The sequence below is a fragment of the Cronobacter sp. HA18003 genome, from assembly GCF_011605905.1.
Lineage (GTDB): Bacteria > Pseudomonadota > Gammaproteobacteria > Enterobacterales > Enterobacteriaceae > Cronobacter > Cronobacter sakazakii.
Genome location: NZ_JAANQO010000024.1, coordinates 77,603 through 102,905, shown reverse-complemented (window position 1 = coordinate 102,905; position 25,303 = coordinate 77,603). Strand labels below are relative to the sequence as shown.

The 25,303-nt window shown below is 57.5% G+C and carries 26 protein-coding genes; 3 read left to right on the top strand and 23 right to left on the bottom strand.

Translation table 11 applies throughout. From position 1 onward, the window contains the following. Nucleotides 1–2: 2 nt before the first annotated feature. The 22 genes from tssE to G6041_RS16915 all read right to left on the bottom strand — a co-directional run bounded on the left by tssE (nt 3) and on the right by G6041_RS16915 (nt 21,000). Nucleotides 3–575, bottom strand: coding sequence for a type VI secretion system baseplate subunit TssE (tssE, locus tag G6041_RS17020; RefSeq protein WP_004386961.1), 573 nt, complete (start codon nt 573–575; stop codon nt 3–5). After that, entirely contained in the window at nt 568–1,401 is an 834-nt protein-coding gene (locus G6041_RS17015; RefSeq protein WP_012126149.1) for a type VI secretion system accessory protein TagJ, read from the bottom strand. Before G6041_RS17015 ends, tssE begins: the two co-directional genes overlap by 8 nt. 25 nt (nt 1,402–1,426) lie before the next feature. Continuing rightward, nucleotides 1,427–2,431 carry a hypothetical protein gene (locus tag G6041_RS17010; protein ID WP_084999277.1) on the bottom strand — a complete coding sequence of 335 codons (1,005 nt, stop codon included), beginning with the start codon at nt 2,429–2,431 and terminating at the stop codon, nt 1,427–1,429. 18 nt (nt 2,432–2,449) lie between these two features. After that, nucleotides 2,450–3,244: a PP2C family protein-serine/threonine phosphatase gene (locus tag G6041_RS17005; protein WP_004386964.1), complete on the bottom strand. Its 795-nt coding sequence runs from the start codon at nt 3,242–3,244 to the stop codon at nt 2,450–2,452. After that, on the bottom strand, nt 3,241–5,172 hold the full coding sequence (tagH, locus tag G6041_RS17000; RefSeq protein ID WP_012126151.1) for a type VI secretion system-associated FHA domain protein TagH: 1,932 nt from the start codon (nt 5,170–5,172) through the stop codon (nt 3,241–3,243). Before tagH ends, G6041_RS17005 begins: the two co-directional genes overlap by 4 nt. A gap of 99 nt (nt 5,173–5,271) precedes the next feature. Then, nucleotides 5,272–5,685 (bottom strand): hypothetical protein, encoded by a 414-nt coding sequence (locus G6041_RS16995; protein WP_054628585.1) that lies wholly within the window; start codon nt 5,683–5,685, stop codon nt 5,272–5,274. Continuing rightward, on the bottom strand, nt 5,682–6,671 hold the full coding sequence (locus G6041_RS16990; protein ID WP_041460639.1) for a hypothetical protein: 990 nt from the start codon (nt 6,669–6,671) through the stop codon (nt 5,682–5,684). The genes G6041_RS16995 and G6041_RS16990 overlap by 4 nt, the downstream gene beginning before the upstream one ends. Before the next feature lie 62 nt (nt 6,672–6,733). Beyond that, on the bottom strand, nt 6,734–7,105 hold the full coding sequence (locus G6041_RS16985; protein WP_012126153.1) for a T6SS amidase immunity protein Tai4 family protein: 372 nt from the start codon (nt 7,103–7,105) through the stop codon (nt 6,734–6,736). A gap of 20 nt (nt 7,106–7,125) precedes the next feature. Then, the gene (locus tag G6041_RS16980; protein ID WP_012126155.1) at nt 7,126–7,494 is read right to left on the bottom strand and encodes a T6SS amidase immunity protein Tai4 family protein; all 369 of its coding nucleotides are present in this window, start codon (nt 7,492–7,494) and stop codon (nt 7,126–7,128) included. A gap of 47 nt (nt 7,495–7,541) precedes the next feature. Beyond that, the gene (locus tag G6041_RS16975) at nt 7,542–8,024 is read right to left on the bottom strand and encodes an Hcp family type VI secretion system effector (RefSeq protein WP_004386969.1); all 483 of its coding nucleotides are present in this window, start codon (nt 8,022–8,024) and stop codon (nt 7,542–7,544) included. A gap of 256 nt (nt 8,025–8,280) precedes the next feature. Then, complete coding sequence (locus G6041_RS16970) at nt 8,281–8,775, bottom strand: T6SS effector amidase Tae4 family protein (RefSeq protein WP_012126156.1); 495 nt, start codon at nt 8,773–8,775, stop codon at nt 8,281–8,283. Then, nucleotides 8,772–9,173 carry a Rap1a/Tai family immunity protein gene (locus tag G6041_RS16965; RefSeq protein WP_041460640.1) on the bottom strand — a complete coding sequence of 134 codons (402 nt, stop codon included), beginning with the start codon at nt 9,171–9,173 and terminating at the stop codon, nt 8,772–8,774. Before G6041_RS16965 ends, G6041_RS16970 begins: the two co-directional genes overlap by 4 nt. A gap of 210 nt (nt 9,174–9,383) precedes the next feature. Next, nucleotides 9,384–9,803 carry a Rap1a/Tai family immunity protein gene (locus tag G6041_RS16960; RefSeq protein ID WP_012126160.1) on the bottom strand — a complete coding sequence of 140 codons (420 nt, stop codon included), beginning with the start codon at nt 9,801–9,803 and terminating at the stop codon, nt 9,384–9,386. A gap of 66 nt (nt 9,804–9,869) precedes the next feature. After that, a complete protein-coding gene (gene tssC / locus G6041_RS16955; protein ID WP_004385964.1) occupies nt 9,870–11,369 on the bottom strand; it encodes a type VI secretion system contractile sheath large subunit in 1,500 nt (499 codons plus the stop codon). 3 nt (nt 11,370–11,372) lie between these two features. Continuing rightward, nucleotides 11,373–11,897 carry a type VI secretion system contractile sheath small subunit gene (gene tssB / locus G6041_RS16950; protein WP_007853510.1) on the bottom strand — a complete coding sequence of 175 codons (525 nt, stop codon included), beginning with the start codon at nt 11,895–11,897 and terminating at the stop codon, nt 11,373–11,375. 75 nt (nt 11,898–11,972) lie between these two features. After that, nucleotides 11,973–12,995, bottom strand: a complete 1,023-nt coding sequence (tssA, locus tag G6041_RS16945; RefSeq protein ID WP_012126162.1) for a type VI secretion system protein TssA — start codon at nt 12,993–12,995, stop codon at nt 11,973–11,975. 9 nt (nt 12,996–13,004) lie between these two features. Further along, nucleotides 13,005–13,715, bottom strand: coding sequence for a type VI secretion system-associated protein TagF (gene tagF, locus G6041_RS16940; RefSeq protein WP_004385967.1), 711 nt, complete (start codon nt 13,713–13,715; stop codon nt 13,005–13,007). A 16-nt stretch (nt 13,716–13,731) separates the two neighbouring features. Continuing rightward, the gene (tssM, locus tag G6041_RS16935) at nt 13,732–17,352 is read right to left on the bottom strand and encodes a type VI secretion system membrane subunit TssM (RefSeq protein ID WP_012126163.1); all 3,621 of its coding nucleotides are present in this window, start codon (nt 17,350–17,352) and stop codon (nt 13,732–13,734) included. 1 nt (nt 17,353) lies between these two features. Further along, entirely contained in the window at nt 17,354–18,589 is a 1,236-nt protein-coding gene (locus tag G6041_RS16930; RefSeq protein ID WP_004385971.1) for a DotU family type VI secretion system protein, read from the bottom strand. Nucleotides 18,590–18,606: 17 nt separating this feature from the next. Next, nucleotides 18,607–19,950, bottom strand: coding sequence for a type VI secretion system baseplate subunit TssK (gene tssK, locus G6041_RS16925; RefSeq protein ID WP_004385972.1), 1,344 nt, complete (start codon nt 19,948–19,950; stop codon nt 18,607–18,609). 24 nt (nt 19,951–19,974) lie between these two features. After that, nucleotides 19,975–20,481, bottom strand: a complete 507-nt coding sequence (gene tssJ, locus G6041_RS16920; RefSeq protein WP_004385973.1) for a type VI secretion system lipoprotein TssJ — start codon at nt 20,479–20,481, stop codon at nt 19,975–19,977. A 24-nt stretch (nt 20,482–20,505) separates the two neighbouring features. Beyond that, nucleotides 20,506–21,000, bottom strand: a complete 495-nt coding sequence (locus tag G6041_RS16915; protein WP_004385974.1) for a hypothetical protein — start codon at nt 20,998–21,000, stop codon at nt 20,506–20,508. A 1,231-nt stretch (nt 21,001–22,231) separates the two neighbouring features. Here G6041_RS16915 and tisB point away from each other — a divergent pair. The 3 genes from tisB (at nt 22,232) to emrD (ending at nt 24,238) form a co-directional block, all read left to right on the top strand. Beyond that, on the top strand, nt 22,232–22,321 hold the full coding sequence (tisB, locus tag G6041_RS21625) for a type I toxin-antitoxin system toxin TisB (protein ID WP_032803729.1): 90 nt from the start codon (nt 22,232–22,234) through the stop codon (nt 22,319–22,321). A 74-nt stretch (nt 22,322–22,395) separates the two neighbouring features. Continuing rightward, complete coding sequence (locus tag G6041_RS16905) at nt 22,396–22,848, top strand: GNAT family N-acetyltransferase (protein ID WP_012126164.1); 453 nt, start codon at nt 22,396–22,398, stop codon at nt 22,846–22,848. Nucleotides 22,849–23,059: 211 nt separating this feature from the next. Further along, on the top strand, nt 23,060–24,238 hold the full coding sequence (gene emrD, locus G6041_RS16900; RefSeq protein WP_032988550.1) for a multidrug efflux MFS transporter EmrD: 1,179 nt from the start codon (nt 23,060–23,062) through the stop codon (nt 24,236–24,238). On the opposite strand, the gene G6041_RS16895 is transcribed toward emrD, so the two are convergent. Next, nucleotides 24,141–25,238 (bottom strand): cellulase family glycosylhydrolase, encoded by a 1,098-nt coding sequence (locus G6041_RS16895; RefSeq protein WP_012126166.1) that lies wholly within the window; start codon nt 25,236–25,238, stop codon nt 24,141–24,143. The two genes, emrD and G6041_RS16895, sit on opposite strands and share 98 nt — an antisense overlap. Nucleotides 25,239–25,303: the final 65 nt, after the last annotated feature.

Here is a 25,303-nt window from a genome sequence, read left to right as displayed (position 1 = left end):
GTTTACCCCGCGTCTTTAAGCTCAAAATGGCCGTTTTCCAGATCCACATCGGTGCGGAACAGAAACTCAAGCGGCCAGGGCACACACCACAGGCGGCCTTTAATCTCAATCGATAATACGTTGTGCAGGTCGAGCGATTTGGTGTCGCAGACGCAGCGCACCTGCAACCCCTGCGGCAGAATGCGTGGCTCGAAGTGCAGAATCGCCTCGGTGAGCCGCTGCTGGATGTCGCCCCACTCAATTTCCGACATTCGCTTGCCCGCGAGCGGCGCCACGCCGAAGTTAAAGACCGAACGGCGCACATGATCCACCCGGCTCAGATCCTGCTGCGCTTCGTTGTTAATGGTGTTGAACAGCCACTGCAAATCGCGCAGCACCTGGCGGCGCAGCGCGCTGTGCGAGACGAGATTGCTGTTCGCCGGCTCCTGACGTTTGTCCGGCGCGTTATCGGTCAGACGGTCCAGCAGCGACGGCTGCATTTTGTCGCGCGCGCTGACCGTCGTGGCGTTGCGGCGCGAACGATAGCCGTGGCGCAGCAGATCGCCGCTGTCGTCATCCTGATACGGTTTATTCATGCGATGCGTCGTCCGGCAGCCCGAAAGCGAGGCTATCCAGCGTCAGTAGCGCGAACTCCTGTTCGCCGCTCAGCCAGACTTTCTGACCCGCGCCGAGATAGTGAATGCCTTCCGCGTCCAGCGGCTGCCACTCGGTGGTGCGCGCCAGCAGGAAGCGGTCTTCCGCACCGGTTTCCAGCGGGTAGCGCGCCGGGATCTGGCAGACCTGTTCGGTGCCGTCCACCAGTTGCACCATCGCGTGACGCCACACCAGATCGGTGACGCTCGCCGGAGCCTGGAAACGAATCGACGCGATAGCGCTGAACGGCACCCAGAAGTAGTTGCCGTTAACGATAAGCTCGCACACCGGCCCCAGACGCGCGTCGCCGTCCATCAGCCAGTCAAAATGCACCGGCTCGCCAGGCGCGTCGCCCACCGCCAGCGTCAGTTCGCCCGGATTGGCTTCGGCCTGTTCCAGCGCCTCGCTGCGAAGCTCGCTGGCGCGCGCCGGGTCGGTTTCTGTCAGCGCTTTTAGCAGCAGATCCAGCCACGGCCACTGTTCGCCCGGCATACGCGGACGCGCGCGGCCTGCCAGCACTTCGGCGCGCTGCTGCTCGCCTTCGATGGCCTGTTGCAGCAGCGTCACGGTCGGCTGCGCCTGCGGTGCCAGCGCGGCCCAGCTTTTCAGCTGGGTGAGCGCGCGGGTCCAGTTGGCGTTCAGGCAGAGAAACTGCACAAACGCGGCGCGGCGATCGGCGTTGCCCGGCTGGGCTTTGATATCGGCCTCAAGACGGCTCAGCGCGTCGCTGACGCTCGCGCCAGCCAGTTGTTGATACAGCGTGTTCATAACGGCTCCTGGCGTTTAACGGTCATTACAGCGCGCGGTAAGCGCCCGCCGCGGGGTCGCGCAGCTGCGGATGCAGCGCTTCGACCAACAGAATATTGAGCGTCGTGCCCGGCGCGACATAGCTGGACCAGACTTTGCGGACTTCCTCTAAGCGCGTGCGCAGACGCGCTTCGTCGCTGGCCTGCTCGCGGGAAACTTCAACCGCTACCGTGCCCTGCGCCTGCCAGACGTTCTGCTCGCGGTTATACGGCAGGATCATCCAGCTCTGGGCGGAGCGGCCATCGCTGACCACCATGCGCTCGTTGTTGACGCTGGTGATAAGCAGACGATCGGCGTCAACGCCCGCGTTAATGCCGACAATCGGGAAGCCGTGGACAAAGGTCACCGCGATTTTCTGATCGCCGGTCGCGCCCTTCTGAATCACTTCGCTGCGGCCATTGAGCCAGCCGCCTTTTTCACAGATACCGTCGTCTTTCGCCGGAATAAACAGCGCTTTAGCGTCTGCGCCACCTTTCCAGAAGGTACGCAGATGGCAGCCGTCCTGAAGGTTAAATTCGAGCCACGGCGTGCGGTCGGCAGGCGGCGAGAGATCTTCCGGGCGGCCCTGCGGCAGCGTATCGACGGTGGTCTGCGTCGCGGCGGCGGTCGTGTCGGCCGGGGTCTGCTCCGGCGCGGCGGCAGGCGTCACCACCGGGTTCCAGTCGCCGCTTTTGGTAGCGGTGCCGTTCGCCAGCGCTTTGCCCTGGGCGTCGTTCAACTGCCAGCGCACGGTTTTCAGCTTGCTACACTGGCTTTCCAGCAGCGAGCCGAGACGCGGCATAAAGTTATCCAGCACCTTCGGCGTTTTGTCGCCGCTGGAGACGATGCGCAGCGGCAGCTCAGGGCCGCACCAGCTTTGCGGCGTGTTGTCTTTAATGTTGTCTACCCAGACATCCAGTTTCAGGGTATTTGACTGAACGATACGGTAATTATCTGCCCAGACGCTGGATGACGCCGCAAGCAGAGCCAGACCCGGAAGCCAAAGTTTCATAAAAGTCCTTGTTAGCCTTTAATCTCGAAGGGGGAAAAACTGCGCCGCGTCAGAGAGCGTATGCAGCAGCGTCGTATCCTGGGGCGATCCCACCCAGACCGCTACGGCGCTGTAATTATCCTGCTTATCATGCCCCTGCTCACCATTTTTCAACAGTATTTGATTCATCAGAGTGAGCCATTCATCTGGGGTATTCACCATATGAAGGGATTTTTTCATCTGCTCTTCGCTTACGCCATGCCAGAAGCCGTCGGTGCAGAGCAAAAACGCGTCGCCGTCTTCAATCGGTACGACATCACTGTAGCTCGCCTCGCGCCCTTCATCGCCCATGCCGAGCGCGAAATAGAGCAGGTTGCTGTTCACGCCGTCGGTCTGATGCCCGGCGTCTTTCATCTGCTGCACCAGACTGTGATCGGTCGTCACGTGATAGAGCCAGCCACGGCGAAAGAGATACAGGCGGCTGTCGCCCGCGTGCGCCCAGTACGCCAGGTGATAATCGCGGTCAATAAACAGGCTCACCAGCGTCGTGCCCATGCGGTGATAATCCTGCACCGCTTTTTGCTCGGCGCGGATAGCGTGGTTCGCCTGATTCACATACTCGCGGATGTATTGCGCGTTGAGATGCTTTTCCCCGTCAAAGCGCGAAAGAATGGCATTGCGCGCGAGCGCCGCGGCGACGTCGCCACCCGGCAGGCCGGCGATCCCGTCGCACACCACGAAGCAGGCGGAGCGTTCCCCGATGGTCTCTCCGGTCTGATCCTGGTTGCTGGCGCGCTCGCCCTGTCTGGAGAGTGAGGCCGTGCTGATATTCATTCTTCTTCCGATCCGCTTTGTGAGTCTTTGTACTGATTCACTTCCATGTCATAAGCGTGCAGGAAGGCTTCGCCAAACAGAGTATGGAAATCGTCCTCGATCTCGCCCGCGGTATCGCTGTAATGACGCACAAAGTAATCCCACAGCGCGGCTTTGCGGCTCGCCGGCAGCGCCAGACGCGAGATAGCGCCGTCGCGCTTCGCCTCTTCTTCAAGCTGCTCCGGGTTAAAAGATTGCAGCATAGCGGCGATGATGGCGCGGATACCGGCGATCATCCCAAGCTGGTGCGCCTGGAGATCGATAAGCGCGTCGCGCACCGATTTTTTCGGCGGCATAAAGCCCGGCATACGGGTGCCGAACATTTGCATCAGTACCGTTTTGCCCGACGGCAGCAGCTTGAACGGGTTGTTGGCGTCGTCCAGCACCATCGTCATGTCGGCTTTCACGCCGCGCTTGAGAATCGAGCGCGAGGAGAGCAGCGCCACGGTGCCCTGCGAGAACATGCTGAGCATCTGGCCGAGCTGGCGCATATTGTCGCGGTCAAACTGCGGCGTCGGTTGCAGCTCGCCAAGACCCATACCTTCCAGCAATGCTTCCAGCAGCTCGCCGTTCAGCACGTCGCCGTTAGACGCCGTAGGCGTGCCGCCCTGGCTGGTCGGCGACTGCACCGGGTCGATGCGCAGGCGGCCTTTTGGCGTCTGCGCGGTGCTGCGCGCCACCGCCTGCGGCGTCGGCAGCGTGATACCGGCGTAATCCTGCACTTCCGGCGGTGTCGGCTGGACTTCCACGCGCGTCACCGGCTCTTCCGGCACTTCTTCCGGGAACAGCGGCGAACCGGCGAGCGACGCCAGATCGATTGAGTCGTCCGCGTTTGGCGCGAGCGGCGAGGTCGTCATCTCCGGCTGCGGTTTTTCGGGCTGCGGTTTTTCGGGTGAAATTGCTGGTTTAACCGGCTCGGCGTCCTGCTTCGCGGTGGGCGGCGGCGTTAATGGCGCAGCGCCTGCGTTAAGCTCATCCGGCGGCGTCAGCGGTACAGCGCCCCCCATCATCAGGCCAAGCGGATCGTCGCTGCGGCTCTGTACCGGCGTGGAGCCCACGCCGCCAAACAGCGCCAGCGGATCGAGCTCTTCTTCATTCTCTTTATGCGGTGCCTGCGGTTTTGCGGCCTGACGGTTATCAGACGGCGGCACCAGCGTGGTCGGGGTCACATCGTTGAAAATGCTGTCTTTATCGAACGGCGTGTCATCTTTGAACAGGCTGTCCGGGTTGACCCTTTCATTGCCGAACAGCGGCTCGTTGCCGCCGCTCTGGAAGTGCGCCAGCGGATCTTCCGGGTTGCGATCCGCCTCTTTCGGGGCGTTGAACGGGTTAAACGGCTGCGCTTCCGGTGTTTTCGGGCGCGCGCTCTGGCTCTGACCCTGGCTGATGCTGTCGGAGATAGAGAACTCCTGCATCAGGCTGTCCCAGATTTCGGTCGGCACCGCCGTTGGCGCGTTGTCCTGCGCGTCGGCTTTCGGCGGCTGCTGCGGTTTCGCAGGCTGCGGCGCCTGAGGCTGCTGCGGCGCAACGTTCGGTTTCGGCGCGGCCATCGCGATAACCGGCTGCGCGTTCAGCGCCAGATCGCTCACCTGAATGCGGTAATCGTCAATGCCGAGCACGTCGCCGTCCTGTAACTCCACCTGCCGGCCGCGCTCGAGCGGAATATCGTTCAGCACCACGCGGGTGACGTTGCCGCGGTTAGTGATGCGGCACTCGCCGTCCGCGGAGATATGGACAATCGCCTGCAGGCGGGAAATCGTTCTTTCGTTATCCGGCAGTACCAGATTGTTATCCGTACCACGGCCAATCGTGCCGCCCGGCGGGTAGAAGTCACAGCTGCTCTGAGGAGGCTGGTGGCCGGGCTTGTTGGTAGTAATCGTGAATCGCATAGCGTATTCCTGCCTGGGGTTATTAGCGCTCAAACGCGGCCATTTTCCAAAGAGACAATGGCTGGGTTTGAGTGCGGGTAAGGGTAGCAAAAATCTGAATTATTTGTAGAAAATCCATATGGTTGCCAGAACAGCAAACCATAGGGTCATTAGCGCAAACTGGATCATATAAAGTCGATGCAGCTTTAAAATCCAGGCAATTTTTCCTTCTGGTAATGATTGTATAAACTGATACGCCTCGGGTTGTACATAGCGATCGTTGGTGTACTTCATTTTTACACCTTTATATAACCGTACAAACCAAATTATTTTCTGATAAATCACCAACGAACCAAAATACGTAGCGAATTTTGTAACAGAGTCAAGATCAAGACCCCGCTGACGATATTCAGTAAGCAGTTCGTTATATTTATTTTCATTTCTCTTAAAATATCTGGCATTAACGATGCTAAATATTACAAGGACTATTAATAAAAAAACCATCAGGAATAATAGAACAGATTCAAAATTCATAGGATCTTATCCATCAGATAACCCATGCCACCACTGGCCGCTTCCCCGCCAATGTAACCTCCAGCCGCGGCGCCAACGATGGTACAGGCAAGGGCACCAGCTCCGGCAGTAGCTACACCCAGCGCAACACATATGCCGCCAGCCAGTAAACCACCATATTGTCCACCATAAATGCCACCAGCTACGCTGGCACCAAATTTGCTGTATTCTTTAACAGCTACCTTTGCGCACTCCTTTTCCCTTCCGGTCGTACACGCATTATAAACTTCATTTGTCGTATTAAGGCCAGCAAAGCCTATAGCCAGCCAACCTCCCGCCTTCATGTATCGGGCTGCGCTGGCTGCTTTATCCACATAGGTGGAATAGCCTCGAATGGCTCCAACACCTGCGGTGCTCCATTCATGGACAATAGCTTTGCTTGAAAGCCCAAGAGCGCGCTTCAGGTTTTCATATGGCTTCAGGGTTAATACAAGTCTGGAGAGTTTATTCAACAATATGTTGAGTTCAGCAAAAAGCTTTTGACGTTCTATAAAAAATTGCTGACTGATTAATGTACCCTGACTACGAAACTGGTTTTGATAAGATAACTCAATGGCTTTTAGCTTACTTTCAATTTGTTTAAAGTATTTTTCACCCGCATCCCCAATGATACCTAAGGACTTGTCCATGAAATTGGTAACGGCAGCAATAGTGGAATAATGTTGATGAAAAAATACGGCTTCATCAGCATTTAGATTATTTAATGCATTGTTGACTTTGCTTTTTGCTGTAACCAGCTCTTTTAAAGCGACAGGATCATTTGATGCAGGATCAGCAACTATCAAGATTTGTCCGGATTTAACCCACGGCGTGTCGTTATTTATTTTCATAAAATAACGAGCCGCAGCACTGTTAATATTTGTAAACAGTAAACGTGCCTGAAAGTCTAAAGTACCGGGCTGCTGTACGACATAGTAGCCGGGTGCAACATTGGATCCTGTACTCATTGTCCCTACCTTCTATTGGCTGTGTCCGTAAAAATTTCAGCTTTGGTTTTTATAAAAAAATTTTAATTCGAATTATTAACATACACTTTTTGCATAGCTACGCTATGCGCAATCAGCGAGCATTTCAGCACCCGGTAATCGCTTTTCGCTGTGCCGCCCACAGGCGTTTTCAGCGCCTGCGTAATGATCGTATCCGCTTCATTAAATGCCTCGACCGGCAATTCGCTCGCCTCCAGCCAGGCGGCGGCGCTGGCGTTGGCGTCCTCTTTCAGCGCGACGCTGTCGGCAATGTGGCCCATGCAACGGTTCTGTACCCACTCGGTAAAAATCTGCGGCTGCGTAAATTCGCTGATGGATGCCAGCGGCTGCGCCAGCGCAGTGTGGAAAGAAACCGTCAAAACTGTAAAAGCGGCGATACGTGTTTTTAATTTCATGAATTTTTCTCACCGCCCGCTTAGCGGTCTGGCTGATTTTTATAACGCTGGATAAGCGCTGCAAGCTCCGGGCTGTGTACAAAATCGATGCACTTCGCGAGCGTCATCGGCTCACCCGACTGGCTGCCATACGTTTTCGCAAGAAAGGTTTTGCCAAGCTCAATGACCGCCGTATGCGCCTCAAGCGAATAATCGCCAAACTCCAGATAGCCTCTCGCTGCAGCCGCTGCGTCATTTTTCACTTCTTTAGACTGATAACCCTGCGCAACACAGGTGCTCAGGGCGTAATTTCTTAGATACTCTTCCGGGCTGTATGTGGTGGTGCGGGCTAACGCCTGCGACGCAAACAGACCCGTAAAGACAAATGCCAGACTGAATAGCTTCACCATCCCTGATCCCTGAAAGGGTAAAGTGAGCCCTTGCGGGCTCACTACGATTACGCTTCTTTGTTTTCTTTGATGTTCCAGCCAGCGCTGGTTTCTGCGCCTTTGCCGCCGGTCGCAGTCTGCTCCCAGTACTGCTGTTTCACTTTCGCAGCCTGGAATGCATAAGTAACGCCAACGGTGTCGCCGTTGTCAGCACCGGTGTACTGAACGGAAGTCACCAGCACGTCTTCCAGGGTGATACGGGTGTATTCCACCTGCTGGCCGCCCGCTTTGCAGACAGACAGCTCAACTTTGGTCAGGTGCTTACCGCTGGAGCAGTGCTTCAGGATAGCGGTGGTGGATTTGTCGATCAGCGCGTTAACGTGCAGATCGTTGAAATTCACTTTACCGGCACCGCCGCCGCCGCCCACGCTCATATTACCCGGCTGGGATGCGCCCCAGGAAAAAGAGGTGATGTCGGTCCAGCCGGTGTGGTTGGAATCTTTAGATTCGCCGGTTACACCGTCTACTTTCAGGAACATATCAATAGCCATAATATTTACTCTTCGTTAATGACGATTATTGCTTTCGAAAAAGCGCTTAATATGGCAAACAGGAAAGCATGGGGCTGAATAAAACCATCCATATTTTACCTCTGCCTCTCAGCCTGACAGCATGTTTATTCCGTCAGGCGATCTCAGCAGCCCGCCAACGCGAGCCGCTAAAATAGGTTATTTATTAGTGCTGATATAACGCAGTTGTTACGCGTTAAATGATTTTTTAAAGATTATTACTTGGCTTCAGGCGGAATTACTTTAACTCCCAAAACCATATTTCTTTGCAGTCGGGCAGGCACATAGAGTGACAAGTAAAGGCGTTATTGCCTTCCGGTTCCAGTAAATCTATATGACCACCGCCATAACCATTAACAACATTAAAGAAAACAACGCCTCTGCGATTCCTTAACGCTTGTCCCCCGCTTCGACGATCGGTGTAAATCTCTGCTTTACCGAAGGCGGATGATTTGTAAAGCTGGTCGGCCAGTAATTTTGCACCGGATTCAATTTTTCTGCCTTTATAAGCTCCGGCTTTAATAATGAATCGACCATCAAAAGGTACATTACACTTCAACAGTGCCAGGCTCATTCTGACCGCGCATGTATTTTTGAACGCTTGATTTACTTTTATGATGTCATCGTAATCGTAACCAATCTCAGCGTATACATCACGTGCATCTACAAAGTCTGCGCTTCCATCGGTAGATGAGTAATGATTCATTTTTAACTGCTGATATAACGGTCTCATTTGTCAGATTCCTTTTGACAGGGGAAATCATGTTTAAGCGCTTCAAGCATCAGGACGCTGGCTTTCTCTTTAAGTCGTTCTGGCGGTAGCTTTTTAAAGTACCCGTACGTCCATTCGCGAAGCGTTGATGGCATCGTTGTTTTACTTTTGCACCAGCCCATTCCTTCCGTCGAATCAAACAGACCGAGCAAATAGATTTGCGCCTGTAGCGAGGCCTCTTTATCTGCTCTGTCGTTCCAGGCGTTTAAGAGTTGCTCACCTGTCACATTGCCCCGGTTAGGATCAAGACGATTTTTTTGATGCTCATTGGGATTAATCACCCAGTCGCCGGCCATGACTGGCGCGCTTAACAGCGCAGCGCTGAATACTGAAGCCAGAATAAGAACAGAATGTTTCATGAATTTCCTTATTTGCTTTTCCTGAAGACTCATAACCGCCGCACATCGCGAAATCGTTATGGATTATCCTGATTCCAAGTGTGGTCCGGCTTTTCAAACAATACCGCTTTCGCCGCTTTATCCAGTTCAGGGCCGCCATATAAGCGCAAACCATTTATTGTTAGCCCGGTGCTTTTCTGGCAAAAACAAAAAGCGGTTTTTCATGAGCGCTTACTTACAGGCATAAATTTCTTTTAACGCTTCAATAATCAGCGTTTTGGCTTGCGCGTTTTTAAGTCGCTCGGGCGATGATTTTGAAAAATAGTCGTAGGCAATACTGCGTAACGAGCCGGGTTTTAACGGTCTGTCAGGGCACCACAATATTCCCTCGGTCGCATCCATCACGCCCACGAAATACATATCGGCTTTAATACGCTCGCGCTCGTTCTGCCTGTTGCTCCAGGCGTTAAAAAAACGCGCGGCGGTGATACGGCTATCCAGCGACGTTAATAGCGCCGGATCGCGAGGAAATACCGCCCTGCTGTCTTCAGGCAAATCCTCTGCCCGCGGATATTCATAAACCGTGGTGCTGGCGGCAGACATTGCCGAGAGCGCCAGCAGAGCGCTTGCCAGGGCAAGATGTATTTTCATCACGTATCCCTGTGAGTCTGAAAAAGTGGCAGGCCGTAAGGAGTGCCCTTACGGCCTGAGGCAGGATTACGCCTCGTTGCTCTTCAGCGACGGCAGTTTGGAGACCAGACGCAGAGAAACGGTCAGGCCTTCCAGCTGGTAGTGCGGACGCAGGAAGAACTTGGCGGCGTAGTAGCCCGGGTTGTCCTCGATCTCCTGAACCTGCACCTCGGCTGCCGCCAGCGGCTTACGGGATTTGGTTTCCTGAGAGGAGTTCGCCGGGTCGCCGTCCACATAGTTCATCACCCAGTCGTTCAGCCAGCGTTCCATTTCGTCGCGCTCGCGGAAAGAACCGATCTTGTCGCGAACGATGCACTTGAGGTAGTGCGCGAAACGGCAGCAGGCGAACAGGTACGGCAGGCGGGCTGCCAGACGGGCGTTCGCGGTGGCGTCCGGATCGTGGTATTCCGCCGGTTTTTGCAGTGACTGCGCGCCGATAAAGGCGGCGAAGTCGGAGTTTTTGCGGTGGATCAGCGGCATAAAGCCGTTTTTCGCCAGTTCCGCTTCGCGACGGTCGCTGATGGCGATTTCGGTCGGGCATTTCATATCCACGCCGCCGTCGTCGCTCGGGAAGGTGTGACACGGCAGATTTTCTACCGCGCCGCCCGATTCCACGCCGCGAATGGAGGTGCACCAGCCGTACTCTTTAAAGGAACGGTTGATGTTGGCCGCCATCGCGTAGGCCGCGTTGGCCCAGTTGTAGTTGCTGTGGTTCGCGCCGTCGGTTTCTTCTTCGAAGTCGAAGCTGTCCACCGGGTTGGTGCGGATGCCGTAAGGCAGACGCGACAGGAAGCGCGGCATGACGAGGCCCAGATAGCGCGCATCTTCCGATTCGCGCAGGCTGCGCCAGGCAGCGTACTCGGTGTTCTGGAAGATTTTGGTCAGGTCGCGCGGGTTCGCCAGCTCCTGCCAGGATTCCATCTGCATCACGCTTGGCGCGGTGCCGGTGATGAACGGGCAGTGCGCCGCCGCGCCAATGCGCGCCATTTCGCTCAGCAGCTCCACATCCTGCGGGCTGTGGTCGAAGTAGTAGTCGCCCACCAGGCAGCCAAACGGCTCGCCACCGAACTGGCCATACTCTTCTTCGTAGATTTTTTTGAAGATAGGGCTCTGGTCCCAGCCCACGCCCTTAAAGCGTTTCAGGGTGCGGCCCAGTTCCTGCTTGGAGATGCTCATAAAGCGGATTTTCAGCATCTCGTCGGTTTCCGTGTTGTTGACCAGATAGTTCAGGCCACGCCAGGCGCTTTCCAGCTTCTGGAACTCCTCGTGGTGAATAATCTGGTTAACCTGCTGGGACAGTTTCTCGTCGATACCGGCAATCAGGTTCTGAATGGTGCGGTAGGTGTCGTTCGAGAAGGTCACGGTGTTTTCCAGCGCCTGCTGGGCCAGGGTTTTTACCGCGTTTTCGACGGCGGAACGCGCCTGGTCGGTTTTCGGGCGAAACTCTTTGCTGAGCAGCGCGCTGAATTCATCCTGGCTGAACGCCTGCTGCGACTGCAGCTCTTGCTGTTGAGAAGGATTGCTCATCGATTACTCCTCGTTACCTTTGGTGCCATCGTCATCTTTCGGCATCTGGCTCAGCGATTTGAGCAGCGTCGGGTCCTGAAGCACTTTCGCGATAAGCTCTTCGGCACCGTTTTTACCGTCCATGTAGGTCAGCAGGTTAGAGAGCTGAGTACGGGCTTCCAGCAGCTTGTTCAGCGGCTCGACCTTACGCGCGACGGCGTCCGGCAGGAAGTCGTCCATGCTGTCGAAAGTGAGATCGATGTTCAGTTTGCCTTCGCCGGTCAGGGTGTTGTCCACCTGGAACGCCACGCGCGGCTTGAGCGCTTTCATACGCTCGTCGAAGTTGTCGATATCAATTTCAAGGAATTTACGTTCGTCCACCGCAGGCTGCGGATCGACCGGCTTCCCGACCAGGTCGGCAAACACGCCCATTACAAACGGAAGCTGAATTTTGCGTTCCGCACCGTAGATTTCCACGTCGTACTCGATCTGCACGCGCGGCGCGCGGTTACGGGCGATAAATTTCTGCCCACTGTTACTCATTGGCATGATGTTCTCCATCGAAGATGCGCGGTGAAATTCAGGCAGCGGGCCTCATGCCTGCCGCCGTAAAGGGGAACGCCGTTACTCGCGGCGTCCGAAAATGTTTTCCACCTGATGCACACTGTCGGGCGCCAGGTCGCGAATAAGATCCATGAAATTCATTTCAATCAGTCGCTGCACGCGCTCAATCATCAGCGGCGCGGGGTGGCTCGGCTCGTGCCGGGCAAAATATTGCTTCACTTTCTCAAGCATTAACTGGGCGTCGTCGCGCGTTTGCAGTTGCACGTTGCGCCAGTCGGTTTCAACTACCCGCGCCGGGGCGCTGGTCGTCGTGGCGGCAGGCGCATTCTCCGCCTGCACGTCCGGGTCTTGTAACTCCTGCGGCGCCTGGGTTTCGCCGCTCTGGCAGGCCAGCGCCACAATGCTCGTCAGCTTCTGGAGCTGCTCCATCTCCGGCACGCCGCTCTCACCGAGATGGCTGACGAGAATGGTGCGAATCGCTTCCAGTCGCGCGTGGATCTGGACTATCGCCTCGATGCCCGGCAGGCCGCCGCGCGCGAGTTCATCCACCAGCCGCGGGCGGCCGCCCGGATAACCCGGACATTCGCTTTTGCTGTTGTCGAGCAACGACTGCGCGTCGCGCAGCGTAATTTCGTCGCCGTTGCTGCGCAGCAGCGTCGCGGTGCGCAGCGTGCTGGTCAGGGAGGATTTATCACCAAGCCCCGCCAGCGCGTTAATTCGGTAGAACGGATCTTTTTCGCCGTACTCTTCCAGCAGCGGATAAAGCGGCTCCCAGTAGCGCGTCAGCGCTTCCTGAATCAGCAGCAGCCCGTCGGCATAGCCCGGCAGGCCGCGGCGTTTGGTCCATGCGTGGGTCAGCGCCAGCATGACGCGCAGATCTTTGGTGCGCTCAAGCAACGACAGGGCCAGCTTTTCAACTTTAGTCCAGTCCGCCGGCTCTGCCGGAATAATGGTGTCGCCGAACTGCTGTTCCGCCTTGCCCTGGCTTGCCTGTTCCATTGCCTGGTAATCGGCGTCGTACTCCAGGTTGTCGCCGCACGGCTGCTCCGGGCTCACCGGAGTAAGAAGGGTTTCAATATCCATCGAACTGCCTTATTCGAACATGGGCGGGTAGAGCCCGTGGCGACCCGGACGCGCACCGCCCGCCGGATCAAACAACAGCGAAAAGAGCTGTCCGGTAAAATTGCCGCTGTGTACATGGGTGTAGAGCGGATAACCGTCGCTGCGGTTGGTCCACCAGAAGCTGGTCTGGCGCTGCGGGTCGAAGCACTCCGCCGCCTGACGCCAGCTCAGCGTTACCGGCGTCTCCTGATAACCAATCACATCCAGAATTTCCGATCGATTCTCCGGTGCCGGCAGCGCAGGCGACGGAATGGCCAGCACCGCCTGGTCGAGCTGCTCGGCGGAAAAAGCGTTGCGCACCGCGTGATGCAGGACGCGGCCAAGCTGCTGATACCACTCTTCGGCCATCGCCAGATGCTGCGGCGTCCACTCGGCGGGGCTGAACGCCACCGTCGCGACGAGCGGATACTGACGCCCTACGCTGTCGCGGCCCGGCATCAGGCAGCCCATCTGCACCTGCTGACTGCCGAGCATCGGCGGCACCACGAAATTCCAGACCGGCGCGCTGGCAAACTGCCGGTTGCCCGTCTCGCGCTGTTCATCCTCTTTCTGCCAGTTCAACAGCCCTACCTGAAACCAGTGCGACCACTGGCGTTGCAGGGCATCGGGAAAACGGCGCTGGAGAAAGTCGCCGGCACTGGGCAGTTTCCCGTACCAGCTAATCGCAGGGTAATGACTCATTATCCGTTCCTTGCGGTTAAGGGCATGCGAAGCCAGGGAGCTGGAATGGGTTGCGGATACTGTTCGGCGTGAATTCCAGCGTCACGCTGTGTCCGTCAACCGAAAACGTCGCCTGGCGGCTCAGGCTTCCTGCACCCGGCGCAATGCGGGCGCGATCGAAAAAGCGGTTCAGCGCCCACGCGCCGTTGGTCACCAGCGTCGAGGTGGTGCCGTTGGCAAGCCCGAGCTGCATACGCACCTGATTGGTGCCGCCGCTGCCCGGCCAGCTCATCAGCTGCACCGCCTGCGGGCCGTGGCTGTAACGCAGAAGCTGGCCGTCAACGTCGAGCGACAGCGTCAGAATGTCGTTATCCATCCGCACGGTGCGCACCGTCACGCGATAAGACGGCGTGGTCGCGCCGTTGGCGAAGAACGCGTCGCGAATGTATTGCGCCTGCTGGAACGGACGCAGCACCCCTTCGCTGCCCGGCAGCGTTTTGCCGTCGATGCCTGGCGTAAAGCGCCAGCGCTGCTGGGTGGTATCGACTTTATTCGTCAGGTTATCGCGAAAGAAGCTGTCCATCAGACCGGTGCCCGGCGCGAACATGCGCGCCAGATCGTCCGGCGTCACTTCGCTGCTGGCGGAGCGCACCAGCGGGTAACGGCCCGCGATCGCCTGGCGGCAGAAGCTGCCGACTTCCACGCTGATACGCTTGCGGACGTTTTCCAGTTCACGCTGCTGGGTGTCGCTGCTCGCCCCTACCGCCATGCGGCTGAACATATTTTGCAGCCCGCCCGGCAGACGCCCGGCGCTCGCCTGTAAACGGCTGATGGCTTCGCCGCCCGGCGGTGGCATACCGCTGTTGGCGGCGTCCTGTACGGCGGTCAGGTAGCGGTAGAGCTCATCGATCTGCTTGATAAAGTCATCAAACACGATGGTTTTGCCGCCTTTCTCCAGCGGCTGCGCCAGTTCGATGATGGGCGCGTAGTGATCGGTCACCACTTGTTCCGGCGTTTGCGGCGCGGCGGCGGCGGTAGTCGCCCCGCTTTCGCGGTCGCTGAAGAGTGCCTCCAGCGTGCGGGTCGCGCGGTTGCCCTGCTCTTTCGCTTCCCCTTCGCCCGCCTGCGGCTCGGCGCGGGAGAGCGTCAGCACCTGGCTTAAGTTCATCACCAGACGGCGCAGCGGCGAGTTGCTGCTGGAAAGCACGCGGGCCGTGTTGATGCGCTGGTTCAGGTCGGCGCTGTTGTTAAGCTGAATATCCGCCAGGTAGCTGTCCCACTGGCTGATAAAGTCGCGCATATAGAGCTGGCGCACCGCGTTGTCCGTCTGCGTTTTATCTTCCTGCGCGGTGGTCAGGCCCAGCACCCAGGTGTCGTCGTCATGCAGCGAGGCGGTGACCGTATCAATCTGGCCGTTGAAACTTTCCCAGTAGCCTTTCGGGGTGTAGAGCCCCGGCACGCCATCGCTCACCGGCTTGCCGCTTTTACGCGAAAACACCAGCTCGCTCTGCGGGCCGCCCAGCGTGGCGAGCGACACCGCTTTTAAGTTTTCATCGCGCTCCAGCAACCGCTTGAGGCGGCCATAGACGCGCAGCGACAGCGGTTTCTGGTTGATCATCGCCTGCTGGCGGCTGATCAGCGACTCATCTTTGGCGTACGGCGAGGTCTGGATCTGCGGCTCCAGCAGTTGCGTCAGATGCCATTCGAGCTGGTTAAGCTGTGCCTGGGTGACGTTCTGCGGCAGGTTGCGCTCAAGGTTGAGCATTACCCAGGAGTGCAGGAATTTGCCGTCGTAGTGCTTCGGCTGGTAGAGCATCTGGTACGCTTTCAGCGCTTCGTAGCTGTATTCCACGTCGCTGCCGTTGTCGTTACGCACCCAGCCGGTGATGAGCTGCGCCACGGCAGGCATCAGCATCTCCTGCAGCGCTTTCTGGTAGAGCGCCTGCGAAGCGTCGTTGACGTCATCGCCGCGATAAAGCCCCATGCGGTACGTCACCGGCGGCGAGTTCAGGTCAAATTCTTTACTCTTCGGCAGATCGACCAGGCTGTTAAAGAACGGCAGCATGCTGAAGAGATCGCGCCCGGCGGTGGTTTGCAGCGCTTTACTCTGGCGCTCGACGCCCGGCACTTTATCGTTCACTTCCGCCAGATAGTCTTTGTTGTTGCCATAGCTGGTGAGCCACAGACCGCCCAGCACCACTAAGAGCGCTATCAACGCCGCATAGCCAGACCACAGCACCGCGCGGTTGCGCAGCTCCCACCAGCGGTTCTGCCCGGCGATGCCCGCTTCCTGGAAAATCACGTTTTGCAGCAGGTTTTTAATAAAGAAGCTTTGCCCTTTACCGCCGGGGATCGGCGCTTCTTTGCTCACCGAATCCCAGTTGTCGCCCTCTTTGCCGCCGGACGGCAGCGACAGCGCGCGGTTGAGTTCGCCCATCACGCGGTCAAACGGCAGCCCTTCCTGGGTGCCGCTCGCGAGATAAATCCCGCGCGGCGAGAATTCGGTTTCAAAGTTGGAACGGGCGAAAACGGTGCTGAGGTAATCCGCGAGCAGCGGACGCAGCGCCGCGAACTCCTGCGGGAACAGATAACACTCGGCGCGCGCTTTCGGGTCGCTTTCGGCAAGCAGCGTATCCGGCAGGCCGGCGTCGAGACGCTGCTGAAGCAGCGCGAACTCCTGGGTGAACGCGCCCAGGAGGTCAAAATCGGCCTGTTTTGAGCGATCCCATGGGAAGGTGAAGCCCCAGATCTGTTCGCGCTGCGCTTTATCAAAGCGACCAAAGTAAGAACGAAAGCCTTTCAGCAGGTCCGCTTTGGTCACCAGCACATAAACCGGGAAGCGGATACCGAGCTGCTCATGCAGCTCCGCCAGACGCTGGCGCAGGTTGACGGCCTGCTGTTGCGTCGCTTCCGGCGACTGGGTCAGCAGATCAGAAACGCTGATGGTGATAATGACGCCGTTAATCGGCTGGCGGCGGCGGTATTTACGCAGCAGATCGACAAAGCTTAGCCATTCACCGGCGTCCTGCGCCTGTTCGCTCTCCTGCGTGGTGTAACGGCCTGCGGTATCGAGCAGCACCGCTTCGTTGGTGAACCACCAGTCGCAGTTGCGGGTGCCGCCAATGCCGCGCAGCGCCGTTTTACCAAAGCGATCGGCGAGCGGGAATTGCAGGCCGGAGTTGACCAGCGCCGTCGTCTTACCGGAACCCGGCGCGCCGATAATCACATACCACGGAAGCTGATAGAGATACTGCGTGCTGAAGCGCTGCGTCCACTGGCCGCGCTGGCCCGGCGCGTTGAAGTGCGCTTTTTTAAGGATCTGCGCGGCTTCGTCAAAGCGGTCCGCCAGCACTTTATCGTCATTGCCGAGGCGCTTAACGTCGCTCCCGCCCTCTTCCGCAGGCTTGCCTTCGTTGAGTTTGTCCATCAGCTTGCGGTTCAGCCAGGCGTTGTAGAGCCGCGGCACGATGTGGCTATGAACCCAAATCAGGTAGATAAGCGCAATGCTGATGATACGGTTGGTTTCCGACTCCAGCGGGCGGCTGTCGACGATGGACAGCAATGGCCCGATCATCCAGACGACCGCCGACAGCGCGGTAACGCCCATGAACCCCCACAAGATGCGGTTGGTCACTATTGAAAGGAGAATATTCAGCATCCTAGTTTCCTTGCGGCAATCCGTTCAGCTCGGCCAGTGTGTTATCCGGCGACACCAGCAGCGTTATCTCGACACGGCGGTTGCGGGCGCGGTTTTCCGGCGTATTGTTCGGAGCGATAGGGTCCATCTCGCCGCGGCCCTGCGCTTTAACGCGGTTCGGGTCGGCGAGGTGCGCCTGGAGCATTTTCTGTACCGATTCGGCGCGCGCGAGCGACAGCTCGTAGTTCGAGGCGAAACGCGCGCTGCGGATAGGCACGTTGTCGCTGTAGCCCACCACGAGGATTTTGCCGCTGACGTTGTTCATCGCCTGCGCCACGCGGTCGATAACCGGTTCATAACGGCCACGTACGACCGTTGAGGCGGAAGCAAACAGGCCGTCGCCTTTCAGAATCACTACGCTGCGGTCGGCTTCGTCGCGCACCGCCACCAGGCCCGCTTCAATTTCCGGACGCAGGAAACCGCGCAGGTTAAGCACCGGCGCCACTTCACGCGCAGGCTGCTGAACGGTGACTTCCGGCAGCGGCGTCTGGTAAATCTTCGCCAGCACCGGGCTGGTGTTATCGCCAAGCCGCCAGTTGAGAATGATAAAGAACAGGCACGCCAGGAAACCGGCCAGCGCCACGCAGGCCCACAGCGGCACCACCGGACGCCAGAGTTTACGCAGCACCGGTTGATCTTCCGGGTGCGGCGAGAGCGGCGGCGGGTAGCTGCCGCGCACGCTGCGGATCATCTGCCACAGGCGCTGTTTGATGGTTTCAAGCTGCGTGCGCCCGTTATCCATGACGCGATAGCGCCCTTCAAAGCCGAGCAGCAGGCAGTAGTTGATCATCTCCAGCAGAAAGATGTGCTCGCGCGGGTTTTGCGACAGCCGCGCCAGAAGCTGGAAGAATTTCTCGCCGCCCCAGGTTTCATTGTGGAACGTCACGAGCAGGCCGCTGCCGGACCAGACGCCACGGCTGCCCCACGGCGTGAGCGCAGCCGCTTCATCAAGCGCCGTACACAGGCAGTAGCGCGCGCCGACGATCACTTCGTAAGGCAGCGCCGCCTGCTGGCAGCGCACTTCAAAGCGGCGGATCTCGTCGATTAGGCGCTGGCGCAGCCCGGCCTGATCTTCATGCGATACAGAATGACGAATCTGCGGGATCGCGTTAAGCAGCGGGTTAGCCGCCGCGACCAGCGGATTATTACTGCTGGCGCCGGAAAGAATGGCATCGCTGCCGGTGGCTTGTGGTTCCATAGTGAGCGCTCGTCGTGTTATTCATTCGTACTGCGAATGGCCCAAAACTCCATATCAAGGCCCGGGAATTCACCAGCGAGATGCAGCGCAAACGCGCCGGATTTCTCCATCTCTTTCCAGAGTTCGCCGCCCTTTTCCAGTTCGAAATAGCTGTAGCCGGCATGCCACGGGATCTGCGGCGGCGCAACCGGCATGGCGCGCAGCACCATACCCGGCAACTGCAGCTGCACCAGATCGCGAATTTTGGTGACCGGCGCGACTTTCATCTGCGCCGGGAAGTGCGTTTGCAGCGCCTCGCCCGGCACGTTGGCTTTGACCGCCAGCACGAAACCGAACTCGCGCACCATGTTGCTTTCCGGCACGGTGGCGACGTTGAGCCCGTGCGAACGCTCGGTGAGCGGCAGCTGAATGGCGCTCTCTTCCATTACCAGCGACAGACCCTGGCGCAGCATCAGCGTCAGTTTGCCAAAGCAGCCCGCCAGGTTGTCGTGGTCATAGACCGGCAGCGTCGTCTCCGGCGCGCGCTGCGCCGTCCAGGTGGTGAGTTCGCAGGCGAACGCCAGCCAGTCACGCCACAGGGTTTCCGGGTGGAGCAGCGGCAGCGTTTTTAAATGCGTGACGTGGCCGAGATGATGGTTAATCAGCGACAGCAGCATGAACTCCACCATCTCCGAGGTGTTAAACCGCCCCGGCTGGCGCAGACGCTGGCTGATTTGCTGGCTGCGCTGACCGAGCAGACCATGCAGATCGTTGAGCATGCTGTAGAGTTGCCCGCTGTTGATGGCGTTAAGCATCGGCGGAATGTAGCTGGTATCGAGGCGCACCTGGTTGTCGTTGCGCTTTTCAATCACCTGCGCGACGCCAATGGCCGTCCACTCGGCGGTCAGTTCGCTCTCCAGCATCAGCTTGAGACGCAGGCGGCCAAACTGTACCGTCGCCGCGCCGACCGACAGCGCGTTGTCGTCTTCCACTTCTTCTTCAAAGGTGGCGTAGCGGGCGAGCGAATCGGCCGCCTCGCTGAAAATCACTTCTTCACGTCCGGCGCGGCGGGCGGGCAGCGCCAGCACCACGCGCTCGTGCGTGAGGTTGTCGGGAATGGCGAGCGGCGCCGGGCCGTGGCGGGCGTCGCGGAAAGAGAACGGCGTGCCGTCCGGCAGCAGGCCGCTGGCGTAGCTCAGCGCCACGCGTCCCTGACGCAGCATCGCCTCGTCAAATTCCAGATCGAGAAATCCCCAGAGATACGGACGCTGCAACGAACCCCATTCGCGGATGTGGTGTTGCAGAAAACTTTCCGCGCGCTGGAAGTGGTGCGGACGCAGGAACATCCCTTCGGTCCAGACCACTTTTTCTGCTTTGTTCATACTGGTGTCCTGTAAGGGCGCTGATTATTCGTTGATGACGCGGATCCCATTGACGTCAAGAAACACTTTTGCCTCAAGTTCGTCGGATGACCATTTCCAGAATTTATAAATGCTGGAGTCACTGGGGGCGGGCAGCGGGAGCGAGATTCGCCATTTTTTGCCGTCGAGCGCCTGATATTCCGCCATCACGCCGATGTAGCGCGCGTCAAGCGAGCTCTGGCCGCTGAGGGTTTTGTTCAGCTGGCCCGGCATCAGGAAGAACTCGTCGCTGTTGAGCAGGTTGGCTCCCAGCACGGTCTGAGCATTGTTTTGCAGCGAAAAGAAATCCGCAGACATAAAGTCGGCGTCTGATTTCAAAAGCAGCACCCGGACTTTTAGCGGGGCGGAATTATTAATTTGCGGGTGAGCCTGAAAATGCAGGCTGTACTGGGAAGGAACGCTGCGTGAAGACGATAAACAGCCGCTCAGTAAGGTGAGAGCGGCAATCAAAAACGCCAGGAAGCCCTGGCGTAAAACGGTACGGTTTTTCATGAGGTGTGGCTCATTGAAGCAGGATTAATCGATAACCCAGGTTCCGCTTTTGGTGTTTTTACAGGCTTTGCTGTTGCCATCCACCGTCACGCAGTTGGCTTTGGCGGCTTTACGGCGCAGTTTCGGGATCTCTTTACGAACGGTAGTTTCATAAAGCTCACTTTTCACTGCCGCGCGCAGCGGAACATAACCAATCAGTTGCTCTTCACCCTGATCGGCGATGGCCAGCCAATGGCCTTCAACCTGGCCCAGTACATTATAGGTTTTGCCGGTTTCGAGCTGACGAACCACTTTGCCGCCGAAATCCGGGCGGGTCATGACCGACGCCGGGTACATCGCGCGGTACTCTTCGTTAACAGGCTCGAACTCTTTTGGCGGAGTCACCGCGTGGCGGTGGGTGAGCGTGACGCCATTAACCACACTGGTCACGATAGTGTCATCCGTAACGGCAGGAGGCGGCGCTTTACAACCAGCTACGCCTAACACAAACAGCAGGGCTAATACGATTCGCATATTCATCGATGGTTTCCGTTGCAAATATATTCTGTATACAAAGAAATAACGGCTTCTGGATTCAGGCTATGACTAAAAGTTTGTCATTGCCAGGGAAGATTATGCCATTTCGGTGAAGGAATTTCATTTTCTTCAGAGATAGCTACCGCACGGGCTTTACTGAAGTAAACCCGGACGTTTTACGCATATTTCTGAGGCAGAGCGGGAAAATTCTACATAACCCTCATGACAATTCAACACCAGGTCTGGCGGGCATTTCGGTGAAAACGACTGCCTGATTAACTCAATAGCGCATTTTTAGGAATTTTCCGCCCTTTGGTGCAAGAAATAATCCGGAAAAGAGTAAATACCATCAGCAATAGCTATTTGCCTTTATAATGTTAAGCGTTTGATTTAAAAGAACTACTAACGAGAAAACGTAACGCGTTAACGGAGTAAAGGGGCAGGATAATGCGGAGCGGGCATCCATTAAGATTAATCTGAAAAGGCATTATTAAGAAGGCGTGAATATAGTGAGCTACCATATTTAGTGGGTGCGTAATTTCATGCTAAAAAAGACACTGCAAGATCTTAAGTAAAATTTTTTTAAATAATGATGACAGCAAATAGTGCTAACGCATTTAGGGTTCATAAAAAGCCTATTTGCCAGGAAAGCATAAACGCAGTTGATTGCACTTTTTTGTCATAAGATTTTCCTTACAAACAGTGCAAAATATATCGTGCATGTCGCTTTTTTACTCTGCCTGTTGGCTACCGATGTGAATATTATTCACCGTGATTATTACGGCAGGGTCAGGAAAAGATTTGGCTTATCACGCGCAGGGCGGGTACGAAAACAAAAAACCCCGCCGGAGGCGAGGTTTTTTCAGCTACTGTTGCGGGTGGTAGCCGCAAAGCACACTGTGTTACGTCAACCCTGTAACTATACGATCAAATACGCGCACCCGCAATTGGCGCGCGGCGCAGCAGTGGCTTTTCATCAGTATGGTCCAGCTCTCCCTTTCTTGTCCAGAAAACACTGTTCATTTATACAGTGTTTATCTATAATGATGTTGCTGTCACAGCGTGCGATACGGGGCCGCATTTAAACGGGCGCAATAAAGAGTCCTGGCTGAAACGGGTGGTGCCGTCAGTGCCTTAACCCCGAGAGAGCACACTGTGTTACGCCAACAAAACAACTGGCAACAGGCAGCGGAGAGGTACGCCAGTTGGTGCTCCTTTACCAGAGGAGACGCGTATGAGCGGAGTGGATTTGTTTATCCTTATCCTGAAACTCATTGTTGCAGTCCTGCAACTGCTTGATGCTGTCCTGAAGTTCCTTCGGTAACTCAGGTTCAGGCCGCACCAAAGAGGGGCGGGCAACCGCCCCTCTTTAACACGGTACATCCCCAGGAGGGAACGATGTCAGGAATCATCACCATCAGGCCACTCACTCCGGTCGGCATCGATTTTGACCGGCTGCGTGAAGAGAGTCAGGCGCTCGGCTTTGCGATGCTGGACCGGCTCGCCGTCCACTGGATGGACGGCAGCAATGCGTTCTCCGCCCCCGGCGAACGACTGCTCGGCGCGTTTCTTGGCGACGCGCTGGTCGGTGTCGGCGGGCTGAATCGCTGCCCGTTCGATAATCATCCGCGTGCCGGACGGGTGCGCCATCTTTACGTCAGCCATGCGGTACGCCGCGTTGGCGTCGGCAATCAACTGCTGGCGACGCTTGCTCATCACGCCCATAACACGTTTGATTACCTCAATATCCGCGCGCCGGAATCTGCCTTCAGCTTTTATTTACAGGCAGGATTTCTGCCAATGAACCACCCGCACATTACCCACCGGTTGACGCTGCCCTCTGTGGCCTGAGGCAAGCCGCGGCCATGCGCCGTGGCATCATTCACCGTGGCAATAAATCTTTCCGTTGAGTGTCCGTAAAAGCTGCCTGCCCTGTTTCATGACGACATGACAGTTGACTGGATAATCCCCACGTATGCGGTATATTTCTCTCGCATTTAATATCCATACAGAGATATATCCTGTTTCGTTCACCTGTGCATATCGAATAATCATGATGAGAATGTTGGCTAACCGTCATTTGTTAATGATGTTGATTCTGCTTGTCGCCGTCGGGCAGATGGCGCAGACGATTTATATCCCGGCTATCGCCGATATCGCGCTTGAGATGAACGTGCGTGAAGGCGCAGTACAGAGCGTGATGGCGGCGTATCTGCTCACCTACGGCGTGTCACAACTGATTTACGGGCCGATTTCCGACCGCGTTGGGCGTCGCCCGGTGATCCTCGTGGGCCTGGCCATTTTTATCCTGGCAACACTCGTCGCGCTGGAGGCGCAAAGCCTGCCGGTGCTGATCGCCGCGGGCTGTTTACAGGGGATGGGCACCGGTGTTGGCGGCGTGATGGCGCGAACCCTGCCGCGCGATCTCTATGAAGGCCCGGCGCTGCGTCACGCCAATAGCCTGCTGAACATGGGGATTCTGGTCAGCCCGCTGGTGGCCCCGCTGCTCGGCGGCCTGCTGGACACGCTGTGGGGCTGGCGCGCCTGCTTCGCGTTTCTGCTCACGCTTGCCCTCGTGGTGACATTTTGTATGTTCCGCTGGATGCCGGAAACCCGTCCGGTGCAGGCACAGCGCCCTCGCCTGCTCGCGAGCTATAAACTGCTGTTCGGCACCGCCAGCTTTAACTGTTATCTGATTATGCTGGTTGCCGCCCTCGCGGGCGTCGCGGTGTTTGAAGCCTGCTCCGGCGTGCTGATGGGCGCGGGGCTTGGGCTGAGTAGTCTCGCGGTGAGCGTGCTGTTTATTCTGCCGATTCCGGCGGCGTTCTTCGGTGCCTGGTTTGCGGGACGCACGCATAAGCGCTTCACCACGCTGATGTGGCAGGCGGTGCTGAGCTGCCTCGCGGCAGGCGTGCTGATGTGGCTGCCGGGGTGGCTTGGCATCATGAATGTCTGGACGCTGCTTATCCCCGCCGCGCTCTTTTTCTTCGGTGCCGGGATGCTGTTTCCGCTTGCCACCAGCGGCGCGATGGAGCCGTTTCCGTTCCTGGCGGGCACCGCCGGCGCGCTGGTGGGTGGGCTGCAGAACTGCGGTTCCGGGCTGCTCGCGTGGTCATCCGCGCTGCTGCCGCAGAACGGGCAGTTTAGCCTCGGGATGCTGATGACGGCGATGGGTGTGCTGATGCTGGCGTGCTGGCTGCCGCTGGCGCACCGTGCGCGGATGCCGGAACAGACGATTTAACGTGCTCGTGCCCCGACGCGCGCTCCACAGCGCAGGTCGGGTTCATCATTGCGTCAAGCAGGGCGGCCTGCACAGGCCGCCACGCGCCCTCTTCCCCATCGTAAAACTCATTCGCGGCATTGAGCGCATACGGAATGCCCGCCTTTTTCAGCTCGCAGGCCATAAAACTGGCGAAGGCGAGCGTCGCCGCCGACGGCGTGGTTTTCACCGTCTGCGCTGCCGACCAGCCGCCAACCCAACTGACATGACCGGTTTTCTGCTGCCAGCGGCGGGCGCTGTTAATGCGCTCGCGAATCGCCGCTTTTTCCGCCGACGTGCCGGAAGTCCACGGGTATTTGCCGTTCGCGCGCAGCGGTCCCCACGGGAAAATGTGCCACTGCGCCAGCACATAGTGGCTGCTCTGGGGCGGCAGTTTCAGTATGGAGAGATCTTCCGGCACGGCGCGAAAACGCGGCGCAATGAAAATCATCCGTTGCGCATCAATATGGTGAATGGTTTTGATCACGTCGCCATACAGCCGGTTGAGCTGCTGCGGGTTGTGATTGAGCTTGTCGGCAGGCTCGTAAATCAGATCAAACCCGAGTAGCGGATGCTCGCTGCCGAAATAGTTCGCCACCGTGCTCCACCAGGCCGCGACTTTCGCCGCGTTCTGCGCGCTCGGGTCCGCCTTAAACGCATCGGCCTGGTAGGAAATAATCGGGATGATGTCGTAGCGCTCGCAGGCTTCGACGATTTTGCGCAAATGGATGAGCCGCTCCTCGGTGGCGTCGCCCGCCACCCGCACCCGCACATGGCGAATGCCGCGCTGTTGAAAATCGCGTACCGCCAGCGGATCGAACTCACGGATGCCGCGCTCGGTGCGCGCCCAGTCAACGTCCATGCCGACGCCAAGCTGCGCGCTGTAGCGCTGGGCCGAGAGCGGCTCGCTGGCGCCTGCGGGCGGCGCGGCATGCGCGGAGGTAAAGAGCAGCAGAAAAGCGAGAGGGAGCAGCGTTTTCATAGCGACCGTATCGGGAACAGGAATCTGGAATATGTAGCACGGATCCGCGCAGGCCGGGTAGTCTG

Coding starts and splice junctions, on each gene's coding strand:
- tssE (WP_004386961.1), bottom strand. CDS start 575: ATGAATAAACCGTATCAGGATGACGACAGCGGCGATCTGCTGCGCCAC.
- G6041_RS17015 (WP_012126149.1), bottom strand. CDS start 1,401: ATGAACACGCTGTATCAACAACTGGCTGGCGCGAGCGTCAGCGACGCG.
- G6041_RS17010 (WP_084999277.1), bottom strand. CDS start 2,431: ATGAAACTTTGGCTTCCGGGTCTGGCTCTGCTTGCGGCGTCATCCAGC.
- G6041_RS17005 (WP_004386964.1), bottom strand. CDS start 3,244: ATGAATATCAGCACGGCCTCACTCTCCAGACAGGGCGAGCGCGCCAGC.
- tagH (WP_012126151.1), bottom strand. CDS start 5,172: ATGCGATTCACGATTACTACCAACAAGCCCGGCCACCAGCCTCCTCAG.
- G6041_RS16995 (WP_054628585.1), bottom strand. CDS start 5,685: ATGAATTTTGAATCTGTTCTATTATTCCTGATGGTTTTTTTATTAATA.
- G6041_RS16990 (WP_041460639.1), bottom strand. CDS start 6,671: ATGAGTACAGGATCCAATGTTGCACCCGGCTACTATGTCGTACAGCAG.
- G6041_RS16985 (WP_012126153.1), bottom strand. CDS start 7,105: ATGAAATTAAAAACACGTATCGCCGCTTTTACAGTTTTGACGGTTTCT.
- G6041_RS16980 (WP_012126155.1), bottom strand. CDS start 7,494: ATGGTGAAGCTATTCAGTCTGGCATTTGTCTTTACGGGTCTGTTTGCG.
- G6041_RS16975 (WP_004386969.1), bottom strand. CDS start 8,024: ATGGCTATTGATATGTTCCTGAAAGTAGACGGTGTAACCGGCGAATCT.
- G6041_RS16970 (WP_012126156.1), bottom strand. CDS start 8,775: ATGAGACCGTTATATCAGCAGTTAAAAATGAATCATTACTCATCTACC.
- G6041_RS16965 (WP_041460640.1), bottom strand. CDS start 9,173: ATGAAACATTCTGTTCTTATTCTGGCTTCAGTATTCAGCGCTGCGCTG.
- G6041_RS16960 (WP_012126160.1), bottom strand. CDS start 9,803: ATGAAAATACATCTTGCCCTGGCAAGCGCTCTGCTGGCGCTCTCGGCA.
- tssC (WP_004385964.1), bottom strand. CDS start 11,369: ATGAGCAATCCTTCTCAACAGCAAGAGCTGCAGTCGCAGCAGGCGTTC.
- tssB (WP_007853510.1), bottom strand. CDS start 11,897: ATGCCAATGAGTAACAGTGGGCAGAAATTTATCGCCCGTAACCGCGCG.
- tssA (WP_012126162.1), bottom strand. CDS start 12,995: ATGGATATTGAAACCCTTCTTACTCCGGTGAGCCCGGAGCAGCCGTGC.
- tagF (WP_004385967.1), bottom strand. CDS start 13,715: ATGAGTCATTACCCTGCGATTAGCTGGTACGGGAAACTGCCCAGTGCC.
- tssM (WP_012126163.1), bottom strand. CDS start 17,352: ATGCTGAATATTCTCCTTTCAATAGTGACCAACCGCATCTTGTGGGGG.
- G6041_RS16930 (WP_004385971.1), bottom strand. CDS start 18,589: ATGGAACCACAAGCCACCGGCAGCGATGCCATTCTTTCCGGCGCCAGC.
- tssK (WP_004385972.1), bottom strand. CDS start 19,950: ATGAACAAAGCAGAAAAAGTGGTCTGGACCGAAGGGATGTTCCTGCGT.
- tssJ (WP_004385973.1), bottom strand. CDS start 20,481: ATGAAAAACCGTACCGTTTTACGCCAGGGCTTCCTGGCGTTTTTGATT.
- G6041_RS16915 (WP_004385974.1), bottom strand. CDS start 21,000: ATGAATATGCGAATCGTATTAGCCCTGCTGTTTGTGTTAGGCGTAGCT.
- tisB (WP_032803729.1), top strand. CDS start 22,232: ATGAGCGGAGTGGATTTGTTTATCCTTATCCTGAAACTCATTGTTGCA.
- G6041_RS16905 (WP_012126164.1), top strand. CDS start 22,396: ATGTCAGGAATCATCACCATCAGGCCACTCACTCCGGTCGGCATCGAT.
- emrD (WP_032988550.1), top strand. CDS start 23,060: ATGTTGGCTAACCGTCATTTGTTAATGATGTTGATTCTGCTTGTCGCC.
- G6041_RS16895 (WP_012126166.1), bottom strand. CDS start 25,238: ATGAAAACGCTGCTCCCTCTCGCTTTTCTGCTGCTCTTTACCTCCGCG.